Annotated in this window: 18 protein-coding genes; 8 read left to right on the forward strand and 10 right to left on the reverse strand. The window is 70.5% G+C overall.

Features of this window, described 5'->3' with window-relative positions; genetic code table 11:
* Positions 1 to 13: 13 nt before the first annotated feature.
* Complete coding sequence (locus tag ACWD35_RS13700; RefSeq protein ID WP_451351381.1) at positions 14 to 598, forward strand: TetR/AcrR family transcriptional regulator; 585 nt, start codon at positions 14 to 16, stop codon at positions 596 to 598.
* 74 nt (positions 599 to 672) lie between these two features.
* Positions 673 to 1,476, forward strand: a complete 804-nt coding sequence (locus tag ACWD35_RS13705) for an SDR family NAD(P)-dependent oxidoreductase (RefSeq protein ID WP_451351382.1) — start codon at positions 673 to 675, stop codon at positions 1,474 to 1,476.
* 10 nt (positions 1,477 to 1,486) lie between these two features.
* Here ACWD35_RS13705 and ACWD35_RS13710 read toward each other — a convergent pair whose 3' ends face one another.
* From ACWD35_RS13710 to ACWD35_RS13730, 5 genes are all read right to left on the reverse strand, one after another.
* On the reverse strand, positions 1,487 to 1,774 hold the full coding sequence (locus ACWD35_RS13710; protein WP_451351383.1) for a hypothetical protein: 288 nt from the start codon (positions 1,772 to 1,774) through the stop codon (positions 1,487 to 1,489).
* 19 nt (positions 1,775 to 1,793) lie between these two features.
* Entirely contained in the window at positions 1,794 to 2,627 is an 834-nt protein-coding gene (locus ACWD35_RS13715) for a carbohydrate ABC transporter permease (protein ID WP_451351384.1), read from the reverse strand.
* Positions 2,620 to 3,525, reverse strand: a complete 906-nt coding sequence (locus ACWD35_RS13720; RefSeq protein ID WP_451351385.1) for a carbohydrate ABC transporter permease — start codon at positions 3,523 to 3,525, stop codon at positions 2,620 to 2,622. The genes ACWD35_RS13715 and ACWD35_RS13720 overlap by 8 nt, the downstream gene beginning before the upstream one ends.
* Positions 3,522 to 4,802: an ABC transporter substrate-binding protein gene (locus tag ACWD35_RS13725; RefSeq protein WP_451351386.1), complete on the reverse strand. Its 1,281-nt coding sequence runs from the start codon at positions 4,800 to 4,802 to the stop codon at positions 3,522 to 3,524. The genes ACWD35_RS13720 and ACWD35_RS13725 overlap by 4 nt, the downstream gene beginning before the upstream one ends.
* Before the next feature lie 86 nt (positions 4,803 to 4,888).
* Positions 4,889 to 5,815: an oxidoreductase gene (locus tag ACWD35_RS13730; RefSeq protein WP_451351387.1), complete on the reverse strand. Its 927-nt coding sequence runs from the start codon at positions 5,813 to 5,815 to the stop codon at positions 4,889 to 4,891.
* Positions 5,816 to 5,933: 118 nt separating this feature from the next.
* Here ACWD35_RS13730 and ACWD35_RS13735 point away from each other — a divergent pair, with 118 nt between their 5' ends.
* On the forward strand, positions 5,934 to 6,500 hold the full coding sequence (locus ACWD35_RS13735; RefSeq protein ID WP_451351388.1) for a DUF4232 domain-containing protein: 567 nt from the start codon (positions 5,934 to 5,936) through the stop codon (positions 6,498 to 6,500).
* Between the two features lie 27 nt (positions 6,501 to 6,527).
* Here ACWD35_RS13735 and ACWD35_RS13740 read toward each other — a convergent pair whose 3' ends face one another.
* Both ACWD35_RS13740 and ACWD35_RS13745 read right to left on the reverse strand, forming a co-directional pair.
* Positions 6,528 to 8,156 (reverse strand): IS200/IS605 family accessory protein TnpB-related protein, encoded by a 1,629-nt coding sequence (locus tag ACWD35_RS13740; protein WP_451351389.1) that lies wholly within the window; start codon positions 8,154 to 8,156, stop codon positions 6,528 to 6,530.
* Positions 8,157 to 8,331: 175 nt separating this feature from the next.
* Positions 8,332 to 9,033, reverse strand: a complete 702-nt coding sequence (locus tag ACWD35_RS13745; protein ID WP_451351390.1) for a tyrosine-type recombinase/integrase — start codon at positions 9,031 to 9,033, stop codon at positions 8,332 to 8,334.
* A gap of 214 nt (positions 9,034 to 9,247) precedes the next feature.
* Here ACWD35_RS13745 and ACWD35_RS13750 point away from each other — a divergent pair, with 214 nt between their 5' ends.
* Positions 9,248 to 9,868, forward strand: coding sequence for a hypothetical protein (locus ACWD35_RS13750; RefSeq protein ID WP_451351391.1), 621 nt, complete (start codon positions 9,248 to 9,250; stop codon positions 9,866 to 9,868).
* Between the two features lie 1,265 nt (positions 9,869 to 11,133).
* Here the strand turns inward: ACWD35_RS13750 and ppdK are convergent.
* Together ppdK and ACWD35_RS13760 are read right to left on the reverse strand one after the other, a co-directional pair.
* Positions 11,134 to 13,854, reverse strand: a complete 2,721-nt coding sequence (gene ppdK, locus ACWD35_RS13755) for a pyruvate, phosphate dikinase (protein ID WP_451351392.1) — start codon at positions 13,852 to 13,854, stop codon at positions 11,134 to 11,136.
* Between the two features lie 441 nt (positions 13,855 to 14,295).
* Entirely contained in the window at positions 14,296 to 15,516 is a 1,221-nt protein-coding gene (locus tag ACWD35_RS13760; RefSeq protein ID WP_451351393.1) for an ROK family protein, read from the reverse strand.
* Between the two features lie 120 nt (positions 15,517 to 15,636).
* Here ACWD35_RS13760 and ACWD35_RS13765 point away from each other — a divergent pair, with 120 nt between their 5' ends.
* From ACWD35_RS13765 to ACWD35_RS13775, 3 genes are all read left to right on the forward strand, one after another.
* On the forward strand, positions 15,637 to 17,139 hold the full coding sequence (locus ACWD35_RS13765; protein ID WP_451351431.1) for an MGH1-like glycoside hydrolase domain-containing protein: 1,503 nt from the start codon (positions 15,637 to 15,639) through the stop codon (positions 17,137 to 17,139).
* Entirely contained in the window at positions 17,136 to 19,073 is a 1,938-nt protein-coding gene (locus ACWD35_RS13770; protein WP_451351394.1) for an amylo-alpha-1,6-glucosidase, read from the forward strand. Before ACWD35_RS13765 ends, ACWD35_RS13770 begins: the two co-directional genes overlap by 4 nt.
* Positions 19,074 to 19,250: 177 nt before the next feature.
* Positions 19,251 to 21,218: a sulfatase-like hydrolase/transferase gene (locus ACWD35_RS13775; protein ID WP_451351395.1), complete on the forward strand. Its 1,968-nt coding sequence runs from the start codon at positions 19,251 to 19,253 to the stop codon at positions 21,216 to 21,218.
* A 12-nt stretch (positions 21,219 to 21,230) separates the two neighbouring features.
* Here ACWD35_RS13775 and dusB read toward each other — a convergent pair whose 3' ends face one another.
* Positions 21,231 to 22,397 carry a tRNA dihydrouridine synthase DusB gene (dusB, locus tag ACWD35_RS13780; RefSeq protein WP_451351396.1) on the reverse strand — a complete coding sequence of 389 codons (1,167 nt, stop codon included), beginning with the start codon at positions 22,395 to 22,397 and terminating at the stop codon, positions 21,231 to 21,233.
* A 98-nt stretch (positions 22,398 to 22,495) separates the two neighbouring features.
* On the opposite strand from dusB, the gene ACWD35_RS13785 reads away from it, so the two are divergent.
* Positions 22,496 to 23,944, forward strand: coding sequence for an MFS transporter (locus tag ACWD35_RS13785; protein WP_451351397.1), 1,449 nt, complete (start codon positions 22,496 to 22,498; stop codon positions 23,942 to 23,944).
* Positions 23,945 to 23,946: the final 2 nt, after the last annotated feature.

The raw sequence follows: 23,946 nt of genomic DNA on the forward strand, positions 1-23,946 counted from the left end.
TAGGCTGCACCACGTGGCCAGAACCAAGGAATTCGACCCGGAAGCCGCACTGCAGGCAGCCCTGGAGCTGTTCTGGCGGCGCGGCTACGAGGCCACGTCGATGGCCGACCTGGTCGAACACCTGGGGATCGGCCGGGCGAGCCTGTACGCGACGTTCGGCAGCAAGCATGAGCTGTATCTGCGGGCCATGGACCGGTACGGCCGGACGCAGCACCCCCGGATCACCCGGGAGCTGTCCGCACCGGGGCCGGTCCTGCCCGCCGTACGGGCGCTGGTCCGGCGGTTCGCCACGGAGGCCGCGGGGGCGGAGACCCGCGAGTACGGCTGCCTGGTGACCAACACGGCGGTCGAACTGGCCCCGCACGACACGTCGGCGGCCCGCCGGGTCGAGCACAGCTGGGACAGCCTGGAGACCCTGCTGCACTCCGCGCTGGTCCGCGCACAGGCGCAGGGCGAGCTGGCCGGGGACCGGGATCCACAGGCCCTCGCGCGCATGCTGCTCGTCCTGCTCCAGGGCGTGCGGGTGGTGGGCAAGGCGTCCCCGGACCCGGCCCGGGTCCGGGACGCGGCGGAGCAGGCACTGGCACTTCTGGACTGACAACGCGCACCTCTGCGGAGGTGCGTTTTGCACACCCTCATACTGAACCGATTGGTCAAGAAAAAGGGGAGATCATGACCAGCACTCGTTTCACCGGCAGGACCGCCCTCGTCACCGGCGCCGGCTCCGGCATCGGACGTGCCATCGCGCTCGCCTTCGCGGCGGAAGGCGCCCAGGTGGTCGTGGCCGGGCGCCGGCCGGAGCCGCTGGACGAGACGGTCCGGCTGATCGAGGAGCAGGGCGGCAAGGGCCTCGCGGTGACCGCCGACGTCTCACGGGCCGCCGACGCCGAGACGCTGGTCCGGGCCGCCGTCGAAGTCCCCCACCCTCGGCTTCGCTCGGGCGGGGGGACCCCCATCGGCTCGCTCGACGTGGCCGTCAACAACGCCGGTGTCTTCCGGGGCGGGCAGCCGCTCGCGGAACTGCCGGAGGACGACTGGCACACCCAGCTCGCCATCAACGTCACCGGCGTACACCTGGCCCTCCAGGCCCAGATCCGCCAGATGCGCACCCAGCCCGCGGGCGGCGCGATCGTCAACGTGTCCTCCACGTTCGGCCGGCACACCACCTCCGCCGGAGCCGCCGCCTACTCCGCCACCAAGGCGGCCGTGACCGCCCTCAGCCGGGGCGCCGCCCTGGACCACATCGCCGACGGCGTCCGTATCAACGTGGTCAGCCCCGGCGCCACCGCGACCTCGATGTCGCTCCGGCCGGGCGAGTCGGAGAACGACCGGGCGGCACGCGCGAAGACCACGCTCCCGCTCGGCCGGGTCTCCGCCACCGAGGAGGTCGCCGCCGCCGTCCTCTACCTGGCTTCCGACGACGCGGCCTCGCTCGTCGGCACCGACCTGGTGGTGGACAGCGGCGGCTCGCTGTGAGCACGCGGGTTCACGGGCCGGAGCTGTCGGACACCCCGTAGTGGTGCGACTGGGCCCCTTCGACATCGGCCAGGTCATCGGCCACCGCGTCCAGCTGCTGCCGGTCGTACTCGTCGAGGAACGGAAACAGGGCTCCGCAGTCCCGGCAGGCCCGCGCGAGTACGGCGTCGAACACCGGCCGGGGCTTCAGGATTCCCGGGCGGCGGAACTTGAGCTGAAGGCGTTCGCCCCATCGTTCACCCGAGGTGAGCTCCCCGACCGGACTCAGCCGGTCCGAGCCGCATATCCAGCAACGCATGCCCAGAACCATACTGGCCCTAGTCGATCCCCGACCGCTCCGCGCCCGCCACGATCCACCGCTGGAAACACAGGAAGACGAGCAGCAGCGGCAGGACCGAGAACGCGGCGGCCACGAAAAGCTCGTGCAGCCGCACGACCTGGGACGTGGTGAACGAGGACAGCGCCACCTGCACGGTCCAGGCGCTGCGGTCCTGCCCGATCACCAGGGGCCACAGGAAAGAGTTCCACGCGCCGAGGAACACGATCGTCCCGACGGCCGCGAACACCGGCCGCGCGTTCGGCACGACCACCAGCCAGTACGTGCGCCCGTACCCGAGCCCGTCGACCTGGGCCGCATCCTCCAGCTCCCTCGGGAAGCCGAGGAAGTACTGCCGGAAGACGAAACAGGCGAAGGCCGGGAAGAGCGTCGGGACGATCAGCCCCCGGAGCGTGGAGATCCAGCCCAGCGACGACACGAGCACGAAGCTCGGCACGAACGTGACGGCGGCCGGGACCAGCAGGGTGCCCAGGATGCCGTAGAAGACCTTGTCCGCGTGCCGGTAGGGGATGCGGGCGAGGCCGTAGCCCGCGAGGGAGGCGAACAGGAGCGTACCGAGCGTCGCCGCGACCGCGATCAGCGCGGAGTTGAGGAGGGAGCGGGCGAAGGGGACTGAGGAGTCGTCGAACAGTTCCCGGACATTCCCCCACCTCACCTCCCCTGGCAGGAAGGTCCATTCGGGCGAGGTCAGCTCCTGCTCGCTCGACAGCCCGTTGCGGACCAGCAGATAGAAGGGGATCAGGAACAGCAGGGCGAGCGCGATCAGCAGCACCAGCCGGAGCGCCCGCCCGGCCCGCACCAGGGCGTCAGCCACCGGCGACCGCCTTCCCCAGCCGCAGCCACCGCGTCTGTGCGACGGTGACGACGGCGATGACCAGCGCGAGGATCACGGCGCCCGCGCTGCCCAGCCCGAGGTTCTGCCCCTGCCCGAGGGCGGTGTAGTAGAGGTAGACGAGCGGCGGGCGGGCGTAGGGCGGGTATCCCCTGGCGTCGGACAGCAGGTTGTAGAACTCGTCGAAGGCCTGGAAGGCGTTGACGACGAGCAGCAGCACCACCGCGACCGAGGTGGCCCGCAGCTGGGGCAGGGTGATGTGCCGCAGCACGGTCCAGCCGGGCCGGGCCCCGTCCACGGCCGCCGCCTCGTACAGCACCGGGTCGATCCGCTGGAGCCCGGCGAGGAACAGGATCATGTAGAAACCGGCCTGGAGCCAGAGCCGTACGGTGCCGACGACCAGCCAGTACCAGGGCGGATCGGTGGTGGCCAGCCAGGCGACGGAGTCCCCGCCGAACCACCCCAGCACGGTGTTGGCCAGCCCGAACCGCACCCCGTTGAAAAGAGACATCTTCCAGATCAGGGCGGCTACGACGTAACTGCACGCCGCGGGCAGGAAGAACACGGACCGGAAGAAGGCCCGGGCGCGTCCGAGGCGGTTGACCATCAGGGCCAGGGAGAGGGAGAGGACGTAGGTGGCGGGGACGATGAACGCGGTGAAGACGAGAAAGGTCCGCAGGCTGCCGGTGAACGCGCCGTCCTCCAGCATCGCCGTGTAGTTGTCGAGGCCGACGAAGCGCGTGGGCGTGACGGTGTTGTGCGCGTCGAAGAAGCTCAGGCCGAGGCTCCACAGCAGCGGGACGTACGTGAACAGGGCGAGGCCGAGGACGAAGGGCCCGACGAAGCCCCAGAACCAGAGGGCCGTTCGTCTGCGCCTCACGGCTTCACCCGCTTCACCCGCTTCACGCGCTTCACGCGCTTCACGCGGTCGAGTTCGGCCGACACCTTTCGTACGACCGCCCGCAGCTCGCTCTCCGGAGGGGCACCGTCCTTGATGATCCGGCTGAGCGCGTCCTGGTAGGCGGTCCGGCTCGCGGGGGTCCACAGCAGGGGTTGCGCATGCCCGTGGTCGGTGGCGAGGCGGACGGCCTCGGCGGCGGGACCCGACCCGAGCTGGCCGGCCTTCTGGGCGAGGGACCTCCGGGCGGGCAGGTGGAAGCCGTAGGAGAGGGCGAAGTCCCGCTGATAGTCGGTGCGTCGGACCCAGAGCCACTTCACGTACTCCTTGGCGGCACCCTTGTTCCGGCTGCGCGCGCTGACGGCGGCACCGAACGCGCCCACAGGGACGGACGGTTGGCCGTGCGCACCGTCCTTCGGGAAGGGAAGGACCCCGAAGTCGTCCCCGAGTTCGTTCCGCACCTGGGGCAGCGCCCACAGCCCGGACCACTGCATGGCGGTCAGCCCCTGAAGGAAGGCGGACGGGGCGGACCAGTCGGCCGGGGCGCCGAGCAGGAGGGAGTCATCGGCGTACAGCCGGTGCAGCTTGCCGAGGGTGCGGGCGGCGGCGGGGTCGTCGAAGCCGACCTTGCCGTCATCCGTGACGAGCTGAAGTCCGGCCGCGTGGAGTGGAGTTCCGCCGAGGACACCGGCACCGCCGTCGTTTCCGAGGAAGAGGCCTTTGACGTCGCCGCTGGTGAGCTTCCGGGCAGCGTCGACCAGGGCGTCGAGGGTGCCGGGCGGCTCGACGCCGGCGTCTTCCAGCAGACTCTTCCGGTAGTAGAGGAGCTGCGTGTCGACGACCTGCGGGATGCCCCAGACCCTCCCGTCGTAGGTCTTCGACCCGAGGACGGCGGAATCGAAGTCGTCCGTCACCCCGTCGAGCAGCTCGGTGAGGTCGACGACCTGACCGCCCTGGATCTGGTCGAGGGTAGGCCCGTCGACCTCGAAGACGTCCGGTCCGGAGTCGGTGAGCAGGGCGGCGGCGGTCTGCTGGTCGTAGTTCCCGGGCCGCCACTGCACGCTGACGTCGGCCTTGCCGTACGCGGCGGCATACCGCTCGACGGCCTGCTCGGCACCGGCCTCGCCGTACTGGTGGTACCACTGCGACAGCGCGACCCGGGAAGAACCGCCGCCGCGTCCGGTGTTGTTCCCGCACGCCGTGAGCAGACCGGCACCCACGCCCGCCGCCAGCACAGTCCTACGGTTGATGCTCCTCATCGTGTGCCCCTCGACGTTGGTCATCGACGCACGGCCCAACGATCAACAACACGTCTGGATTACGAAGGGGCCGCTGTGGCGGCGTGTCACACCTTGAGCGCGCCGTATTCCACGCCGCTGAGCTGCACGGAGGCATCCCAGAGCCGCTCGGCCACCGCGTCGTCGACGGTCCAGGGGGCCCGCCAGGACGGCGCCGGCGCACCGCGCCACATCGCGAACGACGGCCCGAAGAAGGAGTCGGGGCGCACGCCGTGCGCGGTGGCGGCGTACAACGAGGGCAGCGCGCCCGCCTCGGCGCTCTGCGCGAAGACCCGGTTGGCGGCCTCCATCAGCCGCTCGGCACCCCGCCGCCCCTCGGCACGCGGACCGGCGGTCTGGAGGTTGGTCGCGGCGTACCCGGGGTGCGCGGCGGCAGCGACGACGGCGGAGCCGTGCACGCCCAGCCGACGGGCCAGCTCGTGCGTGAACAGCAGATTGGCGGTCTTGGACCGGGAGTAGGCGATCCAACGCCGGTATTTCTGCCGGCTGTTGAGGTCCCGGAGATCGATGTTGGCCAGGGCGTGCATCAGGCTGGAGACGGTGACGATCCGGGCGCCCGGAGTCGCGAGCAGCCTGGGCAGGAGCAGCCCGGTGAGCGCGAAGTGCCCGAGGTGATTGACGCCGAACTGCGTCTCGAATCCGTCGGCGGTGACCCCGTACGGCAAGGCCATCACGCCGGCGTTGTTCACGAGCAGGTCGAGCCGGTCGTACGACAGCCCGTCCGCGAACTCCCGCACGGACGCCAGGTCCCCGAGATCCAGCCGCCCGAACTCGACCGCCGCCTGCGCCACCTCCTCCCGCAGCCGCCGGACGGCCTCGCTCCCCCGCGCCTCACTGCGGCACGCGAGCACCACCCGCGCCCCCTTTCGGGCGAGCTCCCGCGCGGTGACGTACCCGAGGCCGCTGTTGGCACCGGTGACGACGGCGGTGCGGCCGGTGAGGTCGGGCATGTCGGCGGTGTTCCAGCCGGGCATGGGAACGCCCCCTTTCTTGGCGGATCTCTCCTGAAGCAGAGCGCAACTTTTCCGGTCCGGGAGGCATCCAACCATGTGACTTTCATTTACCCATTCGTCCTATGGAGGGGGATGCACCATGTCCTTGCACACTCGATTCTTCTCCCGGCGCGGCGCGGCTGCCGCGCTGACCGCCTGCGCGGCGGCACTCGCGACGGCCGGGGTCGCCTGGAGCGCCACCAACCCGACGACGGCCACCGCGACGGCATCGGCCACGAAGGTGAGCCGGGCGTCGGCCGCCCCGCGCACCTGTGGCGTGCATGACCTGTATCTGTCCCTGGGGCACAAGGGCGTTGCGGCGGGGTCGGCGTACTGGGAGATCCGGTTCACGAACACCAGCACGACCAGCTGTGTCCTGCGCGGCTACCCGGGCGTCAGCGCGCTGGACACCGCGCACCACCAGATCGGCCCGGCCGCCAAACACAGCGGACGGTCGTACTCCACGGTCACGCTCACCCCGGCCCACTCCGCCTCCGCGATGATCCGTACGACGAACGGCCCGCTCGGCGGCCCTTGCCTGCGCACCGGCTCCTACCTGCGGGTCTACCCGCCGGCCTCGTACGACGCCGTCCTCGTCCCGGCTTCCTGGAAGATCTGCTCGAACCAGTTCGACGTCGGCCCGGTCAACACCGAGGGCGCCTTCTGAGAACAGCGCGAGAGGGCGGCACCGTTCCTAGAGGCTGAGCGGGAGTGAGCCCTGTTGCCAGGACCGATGCTCAGCCGAACACCCCGAACGGTGTTGGGTGTTCTGGTCCACCGCGTTCGCTCCGCGTCCGGCGCCAACGGATCGTGTCCGTGGTCCCGGGATGCGGGGGCGGTTTCCCTCACGCCCCGGAGCCACCGATTCGGCCTGGACGGTCCGATGCCCCGCACGATCACTCCGGTCGTGCGGGGGCGGTGCCGTCCGTCGCCGGATCGGGTGCCCCAGGGCGCGCCTGCCGATCGCCACGGCGGCAGCGTCGTGGCGGGTGGTCTTGCGGTTGGTGCTGGTGAGGGGCTTCTGCCAGTGCTGGGCACCCCACTTGGAGGTGTAGGCCGGGTCTACGGCGACGACGGGGATGCCGAGTTCGGCGGCCATCGACGCCAGCCGGGCCCGCAGCCTGCTGACGGGCATGCCGGAGATGAGGTTGCGGAAGCGTTTGCGGCGGCCGTGTTTCTCGCGGGTCTTCTCGGCGGTGAAGTCCAGGTCTTCGATGGCGATGGCCAGGCCGTGACGTTTGGCCCAGTGCAGGAGTCGGATCAGCGCGTGGCGGACCTGCGCGTCGCGGTGGTCGGCGGTGCCAGTCAGGTCGTAGCCGAACCGGAGCGGCTGGCCGACGGGGTTGCCGTGTTCGTCGAGGCGCCAGGCTGCGAGGTGGTCGGCGTTGGTGTCGACGCCGACCAGTCCGTTCGCGCGGGCTGCCTCCAGTGGCACGGTCTTGACCGGTGGGATCGTCCACGATGCGGTCAGGTACCAGCGGCCACGGTCGGTGTCTTCGTGGATGCGGTAGGCGACGGCCCGGTTGGTGGTGACGCGGTCGCGCCACTGCTCGCCCCGGTGCGGGAAGCTCACCCTGGTGGTGAGCACGTATCGGCCGTGCGGGGCGTTCGCCAGGTGTGCCAGCGGCGCGGGGAGCTTGAGGGAGACCTCGCCGTCGGGGGTGACACGGATGGTCTCGTTGCCGTGCCGTTTGCCGGATTCGCCGTCGGCCTGGAGGAACCGGCGCTCTGCCTGCCACCGATGCCGCCATTCCTGCTCGGTGAGCTGCGCTGCCTGGAGGTGGTGGCGGGTGTTCAGCAGCCGCTTCCCGCCGCGCACCACGCGCACGACACCGGCCTCAAAGTCCGCCCGTGCCGCATCCAGCCGGTCGGCAAGCAGGTGCAGGCGGCGGGACTTGGCGAACCACTCCTGCCGGGTGCGGTAACCGCCCGGAGCCTTCCTGGTGGCCTTCTCGCCCACGGGCAGAGACAGCCGGTGCGTGATCGTCCGCACGCCCGCCTCCAGGCTCTGGATGTACGCGAGCCGGCCGCGCCGCGCGAGCGCCCACTGATCGTGGGTGGCCTTCGTAATCGATCCGGCCCAGCGCGATGAGGACTCTTTCGTCAGGGCACGCTTGCGCTCCGCCCATGCCTCACTGTCATGGTCCAGGCCAGCTGTGCACCTCGCCTTAAGATCACGGGAGGCCAGCGTGCCCAGATGGTCGCCGACGAGGCGCAGCACCTTCTCGTCCGCGGCGGTGAGGGCCTTGAGCCGGTCGCGGATCGCGACACCCGAGGGGCCGGGCACCACGAACGGTGCCGCCAACTCCCGCAGCCCGCCCACCCCGTCACCTCCATCCGCAGACCGAAGTCCCTTCCACTGCATCCAACGGCCGCCACGCGTAAAGGTCACGCATTCGACAGGCGAACATCCGCTCCCTTCGGAGATTCGCGCACAGGGTGTACGGCTGACTTCCTGAGCTGGGAAGTCAGCCGTCTCCCATACCTGGAGGGCACTCTCAAGACACATCGCTCAGCGCGGCTTCCATCATGTCGCCGGTCCGGTCTTCCTCCGCCTCCCACAAGTGCGTGTAGACGTACAGCGTGATCGATGGCTTAGCGTGACCAAGCCTCATCTGTACCTGCTTCGGGGTCGCCCCATTCTTGATCAGGACTGAGGCGTAGAAGTGCCGCAGATCGTGAAGCGTCGTGTCCTCGGGCACACGGACCTTGCTGCCCAACTTCTTCAGGTGGGCGTTCGCCCGCTTGACGTTCCTGGCCCACACTTTCGCCCACCTGCCACGCCGGATCGCTCCGCCAGTCTCGCTGGTGTACAGCAACCGAGCATGGCGCCATACGGGCTTCCTGGGGTTCGTCCAATCCTCGATGTACACGACCTGCGGCGGGAACTCGTCGCGGTGCCGTGCGATCTCATCTACGACCGAACGTCCTTGAGGGACGGACCGATAGCTCTGCCTGGTCTTCGGTTCCCCGAGGTACGGCACCCCCTTGTCGGGACCTGTCAGCTGCTGCTTGACCGTGACGGTCTCGGCCAGCTCCTCGTCTTCCAGGCCGACTGCCTGTGCCCGAACTGCCACGTGATGCTCGACGCCGGCGCCATCGTCATCGAAGACGACCTCACGGTGATCCGCGGCGGCCAGCCTGCCGGCACCCTGAGGATCGACCCTCGGCACACGATCGACCTGGAGTGCGTCCGCCACCACCGCGAATGCTGGCGCCAGTAGGCCACGATCGCGCCCCCGGCGGGCAGGCTGTTCTCCGTCACAACCGATCCACCGTGGACGGCGACGCTCGGGCCACGGCCGTCTTCCGGCCCTTCCTGCCTGTCCGGCAGCTCGGTCAGACCATGTCTCAGTCTTGTATTACTCCCGCCGTAGGCACCCCGTTGACCTGGGAACCCGGCATTATCCCGCCATGCAACCTGAACTGATCAGTGCGCTGGTCGGCGCGGGGGCCGCGACCTTCGTCGGCGGCCTTGCCCTGTACGGCGCCTTACGTCAGGCGCACGCCGCCCGTCGTTCCGCCGAAGTTGCCGCAGAGGCCTCCCAGCAGGCGGCTGAGCAGGCGTCCCATGCCACGTACGAGCAGTGGCGCCGTGCCAGTCAGCGCGATGCCGCCTTGGCCTTTGCGCTGGCCGCCGACGAGGCCGCAGTCGCCGCCAGCGACCTGCTGAATGGCTGGAACTCGGTCACCATGAGCGAGGAAGAATCGGCCTTCCGCGCCATGTTCCGGGCCTTTGCCGTCGTTCGCTCCGAAGGCCCGCAAGCGCTGATCGACTACGGCGAGGAGGTCACCAGCATCGTGGCCGTCCTCTCGGAGTCAGCCGCGCTGTACCGCGTGGAGGTCGACGAAGGTAGGGCCAATCCGGACGGTGGGTGGACGCCGGACTACGGCGGCTGCGAGAACGATTACCGGCAGAAGATGGAGGAGTTCCGGCAAGCGCTGCGCGCGTTCCTGGATACGCCGCCCACCGACCGCCCCGAGGGCGGCGACCAGCAGGGGCCCCTTCCCGCACCCCGTCGCGCTTCCGCGTGACGCCGACCACGAGCGGGCGAGTTCGTTGTGGAGTCGCGTAGCGCCCTGCTCTCGGCATGACTCATCGGGTTCGGAAGCTAGGGGGCAGTCGCAGACGCTGCTTCCCCCAGGTGCCCCCCAGTGGTGTCGGGGTCAAGGAAACCCGCAGGTCACGCGTGGGTGGATAGGGCCCGCTGTAAATCTCCTTGGGAATCCTCTGGGCATTTCTCTAATTCGAACAAATGATTGGTTTGATGGTTCGTGTGACGGGCTCTGCGCCTGCGGGGGTGTCGGGTGATGCGTTACCCCACTGGCGCGTCGACTGAAGGGTGACTGCGGGCCCACGGCCGGCGGTACGCTCACCCATCGGCCGTGCTGACACCTGTAGACATCCTGGATCGACTGATTCTTGGGAAGCGGTGGCGCAGTACACGTGTTGCAAGCAAGCTGATCGGCGTGTCGAGATCTGATTCCGCAGCCAGCTCTGAGCGTGGTCCCGTCCGCCGCATCGCAACAGGGGTACTGGCAACCTTCGTTGGCCTACTCGTTTTCGCTGTAGTGGCGCTTGATCCCTTCGGGATCATAGATTCGCTCTCGAAGTTGGCCGTCCTGGTTGCCTCTTGCGTGGGTCTCTTCGGTGGTAGCTACTCAGACCTCTTCGTCCCGAAGCAACATGAGTGGGCGATCGACCTCGGGCTGGCGCCTTTCTCACCCCCTGCGATGGTCCGCAGACGTCCGTAACGTCGCTTGTCTTGGGGTAGGTGGCCTGGGCTGGGATGAAACGAGAAGAGGCAGTGCGACGCCTGTGGGTTCGTCCCCCAGGCGTCCCCTGACCGGACGGCGGCTTCGCCTTTGGCCAGGTCAGCGGGAGCCCAGCGGGCCCGCTGTAAATCTGCCGGCTTCGCCTTCCCAGGTTCGAATGCTGGCGCCGCCACACGGGCCGTTTGTCGTGCGGTCCGGCGATCGGAGCGTTGCCTTCCGCTGGCCCCGTCTCGATGCGGACGGGCCGTGAACGGAACCCAGCCGCACCCGGAGGGCACAACAAGGGCACAACGGCTTCGGGCGGGGTCAACGGCAACCAACGCAAGCAAACACCATTTTGCCTGGTCAGCGGCTTAGCTTGACAGTCTCCGCAGATAATGCAGGAAAGGGCGGCACCCCCGCACGGGTGCCGCCCTCTCTTTCGTGGGCCGGGGCCGTCGCCGATCGGTCTTGAGGGTCGGGGACCGACGACGGCTCCGGGGTCGGGGGAGGCCAGGCGTCACCGGCCAGGGCCTCCGCGGGGGTCAGCGGTGGTCGCTGCCCTCCGACTGGGTGGCCGCGCGGCCGGCCTCGAGGCGGGCGACCGGGATGCGGAACGGGGAGCAGGAGACGTAGTCCAGGCCGACCTCGTGGAAGAAGTGCACGGACTCCGGGTCGCCGCCGTGCTCGCCGCAGACGCCGAGCTTGAGGTCGGGACGGGTCTCGCGGCCCGCCTTCGCCGCCGCCTTCACCAGGGAGCCGACGCCGTCCTTGTCGATCGTCTCGAACGGGGAGACTCCGAAGATGCCCTTCTCCAGGTAGGCCGTGAAGAACGAGGCCTCGACGTCGTCGCGGGAGAAGCCCCACACCGTCTGGGTCAGGTCGTTGGTGCCGAAGGAGAAGAACTCCGCGGCCTCGGCGATCTGGCCGGCCGTGAGGGCGGCGCGCGGCAGCTCGATCATCGTGCCGATCGCCAGCTTCAGCTCGGTGCCGGTGGCCGCCTGGACCTCCGCGATGACCTGGTCGGCCTCCTCGCGGACGATCTCCAGCTCCTGGACGGTGCCGACGAGCGGGATCATGATCTCGGCGCGCGGGTCGCCCTTGGCGTTCTTGCGCTCGGCCGCGGCCTCGGCGATCGCCCGGACCTGCATGGTGAACAGGCCGGGGATGACCAGGCCGAGGCGGACGCCGCGCAGACCCAGCATCGGGTTCTGCTCGTGCAGGCGGTGGACCGCCTGGAGCAGGCGCAGGTCGTTCTCGTGCGGCTCCTGGCGGGACTCCGCGAGGGCCACGCGGACCGACAGCTCCGTGATGTCGGGCAGGAACTCGTGCAGCGGCGGGTCGAGGAGGCGGATCGTGACCGGCAGGCCGTCCATCGCCTCGAACAGCTCGACGAAGTCCTTCTTCTGCAGCGGCAGCAGCTCGCGCAGAGCGGCCTCGCGCTCCTCCTCGGTGTCCGCGAGGATCAGCTTCTCGACCATCTCACGGCGCTCGCCGAGGAACATGTGCTCCGTGCGGCACAGGCCGATGCCCTGGGCGCCGAAGCGGCGGGCACGCAGCGCGTCCTCGGCGTTGTCGGCGTTGGCGCGCACCCGCAGGCGGCGCTTGCGGTCGGCGAAGGCCATCATGCGGTGCACGGCCTCGACCAGCTCGTCGGCGTCGTCCGCACCCGGGTGCATGCGGCCCTCGAAGTACTCCACGACGGGGGACGGGACGACCGGGACCTCACCGAGGTACACCTTGCCGCTCGAACCGTCGATGGAGATCAGGTCGCCCTCTTCGACGACGTGGCCGCCGGGGACCGTCATACGGCGGCGCTTGGTGTCGACCTCCAGCTCCTCGGCGCCGCAGACACAGGTCTTGCCCATGCCGCGCGCGACCACGGCCGCGTGGGAGGTCTTGCCGCCGCGCGAGGTCAGGATGCCCTCGGCCGCGATCATGCCGTCGAGGTCGTCGGGGTTGGTCTCACGGCGGACGAGGATGACCTTCTCGCCCGAGCGGGACCACTTCACGGCGGTGTACGAGTCGAAGACGGCCTTGCCGACTGCCGCGCCCGGCGAAGCGGCGATGCCCCGGCCGACCTGCTCGACCTTCGCGCTGTCGTCGAAGCGCGGGAACATCAGCTGCGCGAGCTGGGCGCCGGAGACGCGCTGGAGCGCCTCGGTCTCGTCGATCAGGCCCTGGTCCACCAGCTGGGTCGCGATACGGAAGGCCGCGCCCGCCGTGCGCTTGCCGACACGCGTCTGGAGCATCCAGAGCTGGCCGCGCTCGATGGTGAACTCGATGTCGCAGAGATCCTTGTAGTGGTTCTCCAGGGTCTCCATGATCTGCATGAGCTGGTCGTACGACTTCTTGTCGATCGACTCCAGCTCCGCGAGCGGGACCGTGTTGCGGATACCCGCGACGACGTCCTCGCCCTGCGCGTTCTGCAGGTAGTCGCCGTAGACGCCCTGGTGGCCGGAGGCAGGGTCACGGGTGAAGGCGACGCCGGTGCCGGAGTCCGGGCCCAGGTTGCCGAAGACCATCGAGCAGATGTTGACGGCGGTGCCGAGGTCGTGCGGGATGCGCTCCTGGCGGCGGTACAGCTTGGCTCGGTCGGTGTTCCACGAGTTGAAGACCGCCTCGATGGCGAGGTCCATCTGCTCGCGCGGGTCCTGCGGGAAGTCCCGGCCGGCCTCCGCCTTGACGATCTTCTTGAACTTGGTGACCAGCTTCTTCAGGTCGGCCGCTTCGAGGTCCGTGTCGACGGTGACCTTCTTGGCCTCCTTGGCGGCCTCGAGGGCCTCCTCGAAGAGGTCGCCCTCGACGCCGAGGACGGTCTTGCCGAACATCTGGATCAGACGGCGGTAGGAGTCCCAGGCGAAGCGGTCGTCGCCGGCCTGCTTGGCGAGGCCCTGCACCGACTTGTCGGAGAGGCCGATGTTCAGGACGGTGTCCATCATGCCGGGCATGGAGAACTTGGCACCGGAACGGACCGACACGAGGAGGGGGTTGTCGGCCTGGCCGAGCTTCTTGCCCATCCGCTGCTCGAGGGCGTCGAGGTGCGCACTCACCTCGTCACGCAGTGCCACCGGCTCCTCGCCGCTCTCCAGGTAGACCTTGCAGGCCTCCGTGGTGATGGTGAAGCCCGGAGGGACCGGGAGACCCAGGTTGGTCATCTCGGCGAGGTTGGCACCCTTGCCGCCGAGGAGGTCCTTGAGGTCCTTGTTGCCCTCGGTGAAGTCGTAAACGAACTTCGCTACGTGGGGTTCTTTGTTTTCCGACACGGGTCTCGACTCCTTGAGGCCGCGGTGGCTGCCCTGACGGCCAGGAACATACCCAGATCGAAGGCCAATGGGTACGTCCACTTGTGCGTCATGAGCCTGTAACCGGTCGTCTGCCAGCAGATCGAAAGTCAAAGCTTGGCAAGCCGCAACCGCCAGATGTGTTCACTTCTTGAACGCACACCCGCCCACAGGGGCTGTTTTTCGCTCAGATGAGCGGCTAGTAAGCACATCTGAGTTCGATCGATGAACGATCAAGGGGTGGCACCCAGTGCCACCCCTTGGAGAAGTGCAGCCGCGCCTGAATCGCTCATCTGAGCGCAGCCCCTATCAAGGGTGGCGAGAATCACGCTGCCACAGGGAGTCGGATTTCACCATGCGGACGTCCCTTCGGGACAGAAACGGCACAGAAACACCGACGTCACACCCACATCAACACCGGCCTCACACCCCCAGCGCGAGCAGCCGCTCCTCCACCCGCTCCGGCGCGTACAGGTGCTCCACCACCAGCGCCGCTGCCCCCAGCAGTCCCGCCCGCTCGCCGAGCCGCGAGGTGACGACGTCCAGGTGGGCCGTGGAGCGGGGCAGCGCCCGCTGGTAGAGCAGCTCGCGCACGCCGGTCAAGAAAGGGGTTCCGGCCAGATCCCCGGCGATCATCAGCACGCCCGGATTGAGCAGGGTCACCACCGTCGCCAGTACGTCCCCGACCCGGCGCCCGGCCTCCCGGGCCAGCGCGGCGGCCTCCGGGTGCCCGGCGGCCAGCAGGTCCCGCACGTCCGAACCGGAGGCGGCCGGCACCCCGGACTCGGCCAGCCGCCGGGCCACGGCGCCGCCGCTGGCGACGGCTGCGAGACAGCCGTAGGACCCGCACCGGCACAGCGCGTCCGCGCCCACCCGGATGTGCCCGATGTCGCCCGCGCCGCCGTCGACGCCCCGGTAGATCGAGCCGCCGACCACGACCCCGGCGCCGATGCCCGTGGACACCTTGACCAGGACGAAGGCCGCGCAGTCGGGGTGGCCGGTGCGCTGCTCGCCGTAGGCCATCAGGTTGGCGTCGTTGTCGACCAGGACCGGGACCGCCGGGGCGCCGGTGTGCTCGGTGAAGGCGCGGGCGAGGCGGCCGGTTATGTCGTAGCCGTCCCAGCCCGGCATGATCGGCGGCTGCACCACCCGGCCGGTCGCGCTGTCCACCGGGCCCGGCACGGCGAGCCCGATCCCGCAGACCTCCTCGGCCCGGTGCCCGGCCTTGGTCAGCAACTCGGCGAACCAGCGGCCGAGTTCGCCGAGCACGGCCTCGGGTCCGTCCTCCACGACCAGCGTGCCGGCGTGCTCCGCGAGGAGGTCGCCGGTCAGAGTGAGGACGGCCGCCCGGGCGTGCCGGGTGTCGAGGTCGGCGGCGAGGACCACCGCGTGGGAGTCGTCGAACTCCAGGGTGATGGAGGGGCGTCCGCCGAGCGGCGAGTCGACCGGGCCGCCGGCACCCTCGCGCAGCCAGCCGGCCCGGAACAGCCGGTCGAGGCGCTGGCCGACGGTGGCCCGGGACAGACCGGTGGCCTGCTGAAGCGCGCCGCGCGTCACGGCCCGCCCGCTGCGCACCAGTTCGAGCAGTTCGCCGGCGCTCGCCTGGCTCGTGCCCTTTCCCGTCCTGCCGGGCCGTCCGGTCATGCGCACCCCCTTGTGTTTCTCAAGCTTGCCTTACATATTGGGTTTTGCGTGTTAAATAGACGTAACCTCATGGACGTCACAACCAAACCGGGTCGGCCGTACGTCTTCTGGGAGCCCCGAGTGGACCGCACCGCCCAGCTCACCGCCCGTCTCGCGGAGCGCGAGATCGTATACGATCCGCCGCCTCCGGAGACGCCCCTGCACGTCAGAGCGGCCCAGGTGCTGGACGCCAACTGGACGGGCGCCTCGACGGTCCCCTCCCGCAGCCTGTATCCCCACCAGTGGTCCTGGGACTCGGCGTTCATCGCGATCGGCCTGCGGCACCTCTCGCCGCTGCGGGCGCAGACGGAGCTGGAGACCCTGTTCGGCGCCCAGTGGGCCGACGGGCGCGTCCCGCACATCGTCTTCAACCCCTCCGTACCGCTCGACGCGTACTTCCCGAGCCCCGACTTCTGGCGCTCCTCGACCGCCGGGCGCGCCGCGGGCGCCCCGCGCACCGTACAGACCTCCGGCATCGTGCAGCCACCGGTGCACGCGCTCGCGGCCTGGCTGGTGCACCGCGCCGACCCGGGCCTTTCGCGGGCACGCGGCTTCCTGGCCCGGATGTACCCGCGGCTGGCCGCCTGGCACCGGTATCTGCTGCACCGGCGGGACCTGGGCGGGGGCGGTCTGGTGTCCGTCGTGCACCCCTGGGAACAGGGTATGGACAACAGCCCCTGCTGGGACGCCCCGCTCGCCCGGATCACCCCGGCCCCGGCCCGCTCCTTCCGCCGCGCCGACCTCGACCACGGCGCGGCGGAGGACCGCCCGACGGATCTGGACTACGGGCGGTACGTGCGGCTGGCCGCCGACTACCGGGACTTGGGGTACGCCGACGGAGAGGGAGAGTTCGCCGTCGAGGACCCGGCGTTCAACGCCCTGCTGATCGCCTCCGAGCACGCGCTGGCCCGGATCGCCGGGGAGCTGGGCGCGCCCGGCACCGCCCGGCACGCGCGCGCCGAGCGGCTGACGGCCGCCCTGGTGGAGCGGTTGTGGGACCCGGCGAGCGGGATGTTCCTCTGCCGGGACCTGCGCGGCAGCGGGCACGGCGCGCCGATCGAGGAGCGCGGCGTCTCCGGCCTGGTCCCGCTGCTGCTGCCGGACCTGCCCCGGGAGACCGCCGCCGCCCTCGTGCGCACGCTGTGCGGCCCGCACTTCGGCCTCGGGGACAGCACGGCGCTGGTGCCGAGCTACGACCTGCTCGGCGAGGCCTTCGACCCGCACCGGTACTGGCGCGGCCCGGCCTGGTTCAACACGAACTGGCTGCTGGAGCGGGGGCTGCGCACGCACGGCGAGCCGGCGCGGGCCGACGCGCTGCGGGAGGCGGTCCTGCGCACCGCCGACACCTCCGGCTTCGCCGAGTACGTCGACCCGTACACCGGCGAAGCCTGCGGTGCGACCGGCTTCGGCTGGACCGCCGCGCTCGCGCTGGACCTGCTCCATGAACGCCCCGCGGCCACCGTGTCCCGCACGGCCAGCGGCGCGTTCGACACGAGAGACAGCGAAACCAAGGGCACACAGGGCACGAAGAGCAAGAGCACCAACGACATGGGCACGAGTGACACGGGAGGGGACCGGGCATGACGGACCGGCATCATCTGCTCGTGCACGGGGCGACGTTCGCCGCCGTGGGCGACCGGGGCGACATCAGCGGGGTGCGGGGCGGCAGTTCCCCGGACGGTTTATTCGTACGGGACGCCCGGCATCTGAGCCGCTGGCAGCTCACCGTCGACGGTGCGCTGCCCGAGGTGCTCACCCCGGTCGCGGACGGGGACGCGGCGCGCTGCGTGCTCGTGCCGCGCGGCGGCCGGCAGGAGCCGCCCGCGCACACGCTCTTCCGTGAACAGGCCGTCGGCGACAGCTCGTTCGTGGAGTCGCTGCGCATCACCAGCAACCGCCCGGTACCCACGACGGTCCGGCTCGCCATCACCGCCGACGCCGACTTCACCGACCAGTTCGAACTCCGCTCCGACCACCGCACCTACGGCAAGCCCGGCGCCGTACGCACCCGCCAAGTCCTGGACCACGGCATCGAGTTCACCTACCAGCGGGCCGACTGGCGGTCCCGTACGACCATCACGGCCGACCCCGCTCCGGACGGCGTCGAGGAGACCGGCACCGGCGCCCGCCGCCTGGTCTGGAAGCTGGAGCTGGACCCGCACGGCACGACCGAGCTGGTGCTGCGCGTGATCGCCCGCCCGCACGGCGAGAAGCGCGCCCTGCGCGTGCCCCGCGACCCGGCCGCCGTGCACGACCAACTCCTCGCGCTGGAAGGCAGGTTCGTGGAGGGCGTGGCCTTCCCGACGGGCTGGCCGGAGCTGGCGGCGGCCTGTGCCCGGGGGCTCGCGGACCTCGCCTCGTTCCAGGTCCCGGCGACCGGGCCGGACGGCGAGGAACTGCGCGTCCCGGCGGGCGGCGCCCCCTGGTTCCTCACCCTGCTCGGCCGGGACGCCCTGCTCACCTCCCTGTTCGCGCTGCCGTACCGCCCGCAGCTGGCCGCCGCCACGCTCCCCGCGCTCGCCGCCACCCAGGCCACGGACACCGGCGCCTCCCCGGCCGCCCAGCCCGGCAAGATCGTGCACGAGGTACGGCACGGGGAGCTGGCGCACTTCGGGCAGGTGCCGTTCGCCCGCTACTACGGCTCGGTCGACGCCACCCCGCTGTTCCTGATCCTGCTCGGCGCATACGTCGAGCGGACCGGGGACACCGGCCTGGCCCGCCGCCTGGAGCCGCACGCCCGCGCGGCGATCCACTGGATGCTCGACCACGGCGGGCTCACCTCCCGCGGCTACCTCGTCTACCGCGCCGACGAGGGCGGCCTCGCCAACCAGAACTGGAAGGACTCCCCCGGCGCGATCTGCGGCGCCGACGGCACCCGGCCCACCGGCGCGGTGATGGCGGCGGGCGCCCAGGGCTACGCCTACGACGCGCTGCGCCGCACGGCGTGGGTGGCGCGCACGGCGTGGGCCGACGACACGTACGCCGCCCTGCTGGAACAGGCGGCGGCCGACCTCCGCGACCGCTTCCAGCGGGACTTCTGGATGCGCGAGCACTCCTTCCCGGCGCTCGCGCTGGACGGGGAGGGCCGCCAGGTCGACGCGCTGGCGTCGGACGCCGGGCACCTGCTCTGGTCCGGCCTGCTGGACAAGGAGTACGGGGAGGTCGTCGGCCGGCGGCTGCTGGAGCCGGACTTCTTCTCGGGCTGGGGCGTACGCACCCTGGCCTCGGGCCAGTCGGCGTACCACCCGCTCTCCTACCACCGGGGCTCGGTCTGGCCGCACGACAACGCGCTGATCACGCTGGGCCTGGCCCGCTACGGCCTGCACGACGAGGCCCGTACGGTCGCCCACGCCCTGGTCGACGCGGCGCGGGCCACCGGGCACCGGCTGCCGGAGGTGCTGGCGGGCTACGGCCGCGACACCCACCCCGAGCCGGTCCCCTACCCGCACGCATGCGTCCGCGAGTCCCGCTCGGCGGCGGCCCCGCTCGCCCTGCTCACGGCGGTCGGGGGCGCCTGACGGGAGCTGTGACAAGGGGTTTGCCCGGTGTTTGCCGACGGCCGTGAACAGTGGCCGTCGGCGAGCCGTACGTGATGAAGGCGGGCCAGGCGGACCGCAGTCCGGGTCCGCCCAGCCACCCCCGCAGGGCCCGCCGGTCCCGTCATGGGTCTCGTACGGAACGGAAGGACCTCCGGCTTGCCTCAGCACACGAGCACGCGCCCGTCACCGGACACAGGTGAGGAGACAGCGGCGACAGCGACGGAGGCCGAGGTCCTTGAGGTCGCGGAAGCCGAGGTCCCTGAGGCCGGGGAAGCCGAAGCCCGTGAGACCACGGAGGCCGCGGAGGCCGCGGAGGCCGAGGCCGGGATACCTGAGCCCCGTACGCCCGAGGCCGAAGCCCCCGAGGCCGAAGCCCCTGACGCCGAAGTCCCCGAGGCCGAAGTCCCCGAGCCCCGCGTCCCCGCGGCCCTGCGCCCCTGGCTCTCGCTGCGGGCCCTCGTCCGGCGCTGGCGGGAGGCGCACCCCGTCGCCGCTCGGTCCCTGTCCTGGACCGTGACCGCTCTCGCCACCGTCCTCGTCCTCGGCGCGATGGTGCTGCCCAACACGGTCGTCGGGCTCGGCCCCGCGCAGTTCCTGCGCATACCGGCGGAGGCCGTCATCGGGGCCGCGGTGCTGCTCGCGCTGCCGCGCCGGCCGCGGGTGGCGCTGGCGGCCGTGTTCGGGGTCGTCCTCGCCGCGATGACCGTGCTGAACCTGCTCGACATGGGCTTCAAGCAGTACCTCGGCCGCGGCTTCAACCCCGTCCTCGACTGGATGCTGCTCAGCGACGCCCAGTCGTACCTGGAGGACTCGCTGGGCCGTACGACCACCCTCGTCGCCACGGCCGCGGTCATCGTCCTCGTCCTGCTGCTGTTCGTGCTGCTGGCCCTGTCCACGGTCCGGCTGGGCAACCTGCTCGCCCGGCACAAGGGCCCGGCGACCCGGGGCACGCTGGTCGCCGGGGTCGTGTGGATCACCTGCTCCGCCCTCGGCCTCCAGGTCTCCGGCGCGCCGCTCGCCTCCACCCGCACCACCGACGCGCTGAAGTTGCAGGTCCAGCAGGTGCGGAACACCCTGCGGGACGAGGCGGAGTTCGCGAAGGTGGCCAAGGTGGACGCCTTCGGGAACACCCCGGGCAGCGAGCTGGTCCCCGACCTGCGCGGCAAGGACATGATCTTCACGTTCATCGAGAGCTACGGCCGCAGCGCCGTCGAGGACCCGATCGAGGCGCCCGGCGTGGACAGCACGCTGGCCGCGCGCACCAAGGCCCTCGCGAAGGCGGGCTACCACGCCAAGAGCGGCTGGCTGACGTCCGCCACCTACGGCGGCGGCAGCTGGCTCGGCCACTCCACCACCATGTCGGGCCTGTGGATCAGCAACCAGCAGCGCTACCGCACCGTCATGGCCAGCGACCACCTCAGCCTGACCGAGGCGTTCAAGAAGACCGGCGCCTGGGACACGGTCGGTGTGATGCCGGGCGTGCAGAAGGGCTGGCCGGAGCAGAAGTACTACGGCCTGGACAAGGTCTACAACGCCTTCCAAGTCGGCTACAAGGGCCCGAAGTTCAGCTGGTCGACCATGCCGGACCAGTACGCCCTCGAACAGTTCCAGCAGCGGGTGCACAGCAAGAAGCGCGCCGACGGCAAGGACCTGATGTCGTTCGTGATCCTGACCTCGAGTCACCAGCCCTGGGCGCCCATTCCGAAGATGGTCGACTGGGACCGGCTCGGCGACGGATCGGGCTTCAAGAGCATGGAGGAGGCGGGCAACAAGCCCGCCGACGTCATCGCCGACACCACCAAGTCCCGCCAGGAGTACGGCAAGTCGATCCAGTACTCGGTGACGGCCCTCACCGAGTGGCTGACCCGCTACGGCAACGACAACACCGTGCTCGTCTTCCTCGGCGACCACCAGCCCAACGCCCGGGTCAGCGGCAACCACGCGAGCCGTGACGTGCCGATCTCGATCGTCGCCAAGGACCCGAAGGTCCTGGACAGGATCGACAGTTGGGGCTGGACCGACGGTCTGCGCCCGGCCCACGACGCCCCGGTGTGGAAGATGAACTGGTTCCGCGACCGCTTCCTGCGGGCGTACGGCTCGACACCGCACCCGAAGAAGGGCTGACGCGCCCGGAGCTCAGCCGCCCGAGGTGTCGAGCTCCGCGTCCTCGCTCACGCCCGCGCAGTCGTACGGGTCCTTCAGCCAGCCGTCCGGCAGCACCACCCGGTTGTTGCCGGACGTACGGCCACGGGGGCCGTCGGCGCCCGCCGGCCACGGCTGGTCGAGGTCCAACTCGTCCAGCCCGGCCCGGAGTTCCTCCAGCGAGGACGTGATCGCGAGCCGCTTGCGCATCTCGGAGCCGACCGCGAAGCCCTTCAGGTACCAGGCCACGTGCTTGCGGAAGTCGACCACGCCCTTGGACTCGTCGCCGATCCACTCGCCGAGCAGGCGGGCGTGGCGGACCATGATCTCGGCCACCTCGCGCAGAGACGGCCGGGCACTGAATCCATCAGCGCCTCCGGCGCGGGCCTCCAGGCGCCCCTCGAACGCCGCCACCAGGTCCGCGAACAGCCACGGCCGCCCCAGGCAGCCGCGCCCCACGACCACCCCGTCGCAGCCGGTCTCGCGCACCATCCGCAGCGCGTCCTCGGCCGACCAGATGTCGCCGTTGCCGAGCACCGGGATCTCCGGGACGTGCTCCTTCAGCCGGGCGATGGCGTCCCAGTCGGCGGTGCCGCCGTAGTGCTGGGCGGCCGTGCGGCCGTGCAGCGCGATCGCGGTAACGCCCTCCTCGACGGCGATGCGGCCGGCGTCGAGGTAGGTGATGTGGTCGTCGTCGATGCCCTTGCGCATCTTCATCGTCACCGGGAGATCACCGGCGCCGGTGACCGCCTCGCGCAGGATGGCCCGCAGCAGGTTGCGCTTGTACGGCAGCGCGGAGCCGCCGCCCTTCCTGGTCACCTTCGGGACCGGGCAGCCGAAGTTCAGGTCGATGTGGTCGGCCAGGCCCTCCTCCGCGATCATGCGGACGGCCTTGCCGACGGTGGCCGGGTCGACGCCGTACAGCTGGATCGAGCGCGGCTGCTCGCTGGCGTCGAACTTGATGAGCTGCATGGTCTTGTCGTTGCGCTCGACCAGCGCCCGGGTCGTGATCATCTCGCTGACGAAGAGCCCCTTGCCCCCGCTGAACTCCCTGCACAGGGTGCGGAAGGGCGCGTTGGTGATCCCTGCCATGGGTGCGAGCACGACGGGCGGCGTCACGGCGTGCGGGCCGATCTGGAGGGGGTTCTCGGGCATGGGCATTGCCCCATTGTCACCCATGGACAATGATCATGTACCACTCATTAGTTAGGCGCACTTTTAGTTAGACGCACTATAGAAATCGTCGTACGATGGACCGCATGCCGGAGCTGAGTCACCGTCGACGCCTGCTCGTGCTCGCGATCTGCTGCCTGAGCCTGCTGATCGTGGGTCTGGACGTCACCATCCTGAACATCGCCCTGCCGTCGATCCGGCGGGAGTTCCACGCCGACACCTCCGGCATGCAGTGGACGATCGACGCCTACACCCTCGTCCTCGCCTCGCTGCTGATGCTCTCGGGCTCGACGGCCGACCGGATCGGCCGCAAGAAGGTCTTCATGGCGGGCCTGACCGCCTTCAGCGTCGGCTCGCTGCTGTGCTCCCTCGCGCCGAGCCTGGAGCTGCTCGTCGCGTTCCGGATGGTGCAGGCGGTCGGCGGTTCGATGCTCAACCCGGTCGCCATGTCGATCATCACCAACACCTTCACCGACCCCCGCGACCGGGCCCGCGCGATCGGCGTCTGGGGCGCGGTCGTCGGCATATCCATGGCCGCCGGCCCCCTGGTCGGCGGTCTGCTGGTGGAGTCGGTCGGCTGGCGCTCGATCTTCTGGATCAACCTCCCCGTCGGCCTCGCGGCCCTGCTCCTCACCCTGCGCTTCGTCCCCGAGTCCCGCGCGCCCAGGAGCCGCCGCTTCGACCCGGTCGGCCAGCTGCTGGTGATGACGCTGTTCGGCTCGCTGACGTACGCGATCATCGAGGCGCCGGACTCCGGCTTCGCGGCGGTGGCCCCCTTCGCCGCGCTCGCACTCGCGGCCCTGCTCGCCCTGCTCCGCTATGAGCCCCGGCGCCCCGAACCCCTCGTCGACCTGCGGTTCTTCCGGTCGGCGCCGTTCAGCGGGGCGACGGTGATCGCGGTCTGCGCGTTCGCCGCGCTGGGCGGCTTCCTGTTCCTGTCGACGCTGTACCTGCAGAACGTACGGGGGCTGGACGCGCTGCACGCGGGCCTGTGGATGGTGCCGATGGCCGGGTCCATGTTCGTGTGCGCCCCGCTGTCCGGCCGGCTGATCGCCGGCCGGGGCCCGCGCCTGCCGCTCCTCGTGGCCGGGGCCGGGATGGCCGCGAGCGGGCTGCTGTTCGCGGCCTTCGAGGCGGAGACGTCGAACGCCACGATGCTCCTCGGGTACGTCCTCTTCGGCATCGGCTTCGGCTTCGTCAACACGCCGATCACGAACACGGCGGTCTCGGGCATGCCGAGGGCCCAGGCCGGTGTCGCGGCGGCCGTGGCCTCCACGAGCAGGCAGGTGGGCCAGACGCTGGGGGTGGCGGTGATCGGCGCGGTGCTGTCCTCGGGGGTCGGCTCGTCGTCGTACCGGCAGGCGTTCGTGTCGGCGGCCCGGCCCGGCTGGTGGATCATCGCCGCCTGCGGCCTGGCCGTGCTCGTCCTCGGGACGGTGACCAGCGGGCGGTGGGCTCGCGGGACCGCAGACCGCACGGCCGAGCAGCTGGCACCGGCCGAGGCGCGGGAGGCCGTCGGGGCAGGACGCACCTGAGG

The organism is Streptomyces sp. NPDC002671, from assembly GCF_053592475.1.

Bases quoted from the DNA above. Each gene is read 5' to 3' on its own strand.
- ACWD35_RS13770 (WP_451351394.1), top strand. From the start codon at position 17,136: ATGACGGACCGGCATCATCTGCTCGTGCACGGGGCGACGTTCGCCGCC.
- ACWD35_RS13730 (WP_451351387.1), bottom strand. From the start codon at position 5,815: ATGCCCGGCTGGAACACCGCCGACATGCCCGACCTCACCGGCCGCACC.
- ACWD35_RS13750 (WP_451351391.1), top strand. From the start codon at position 9,248: ATGCAACCTGAACTGATCAGTGCGCTGGTCGGCGCGGGGGCCGCGACC.
- ACWD35_RS13760 (WP_451351393.1), bottom strand. From the start codon at position 15,516: ATGACCGGACGGCCCGGCAGGACGGGAAAGGGCACGAGCCAGGCGAGC.
- dusB (WP_451351396.1), bottom strand. From the start codon at position 22,397: ATGCCCATGCCCGAGAACCCCCTCCAGATCGGCCCGCACGCCGTGACG.
- ACWD35_RS13710 (WP_451351383.1), bottom strand. From the start codon at position 1,774: ATGCGTTGCTGGATATGCGGCTCGGACCGGCTGAGTCCGGTCGGGGAG.
- ACWD35_RS13785 (WP_451351397.1), top strand. From the start codon at position 22,496: ATGCCGGAGCTGAGTCACCGTCGACGCCTGCTCGTGCTCGCGATCTGC.
- ACWD35_RS13725 (WP_451351386.1), bottom strand. From the start codon at position 4,802: ATGAGGAGCATCAACCGTAGGACTGTGCTGGCGGCGGGCGTGGGTGCC.
- ACWD35_RS13705 (WP_451351382.1), top strand. From the start codon at position 673: ATGACCAGCACTCGTTTCACCGGCAGGACCGCCCTCGTCACCGGCGCC.
- ACWD35_RS13735 (WP_451351388.1), top strand. From the start codon at position 5,934: ATGTCCTTGCACACTCGATTCTTCTCCCGGCGCGGCGCGGCTGCCGCG.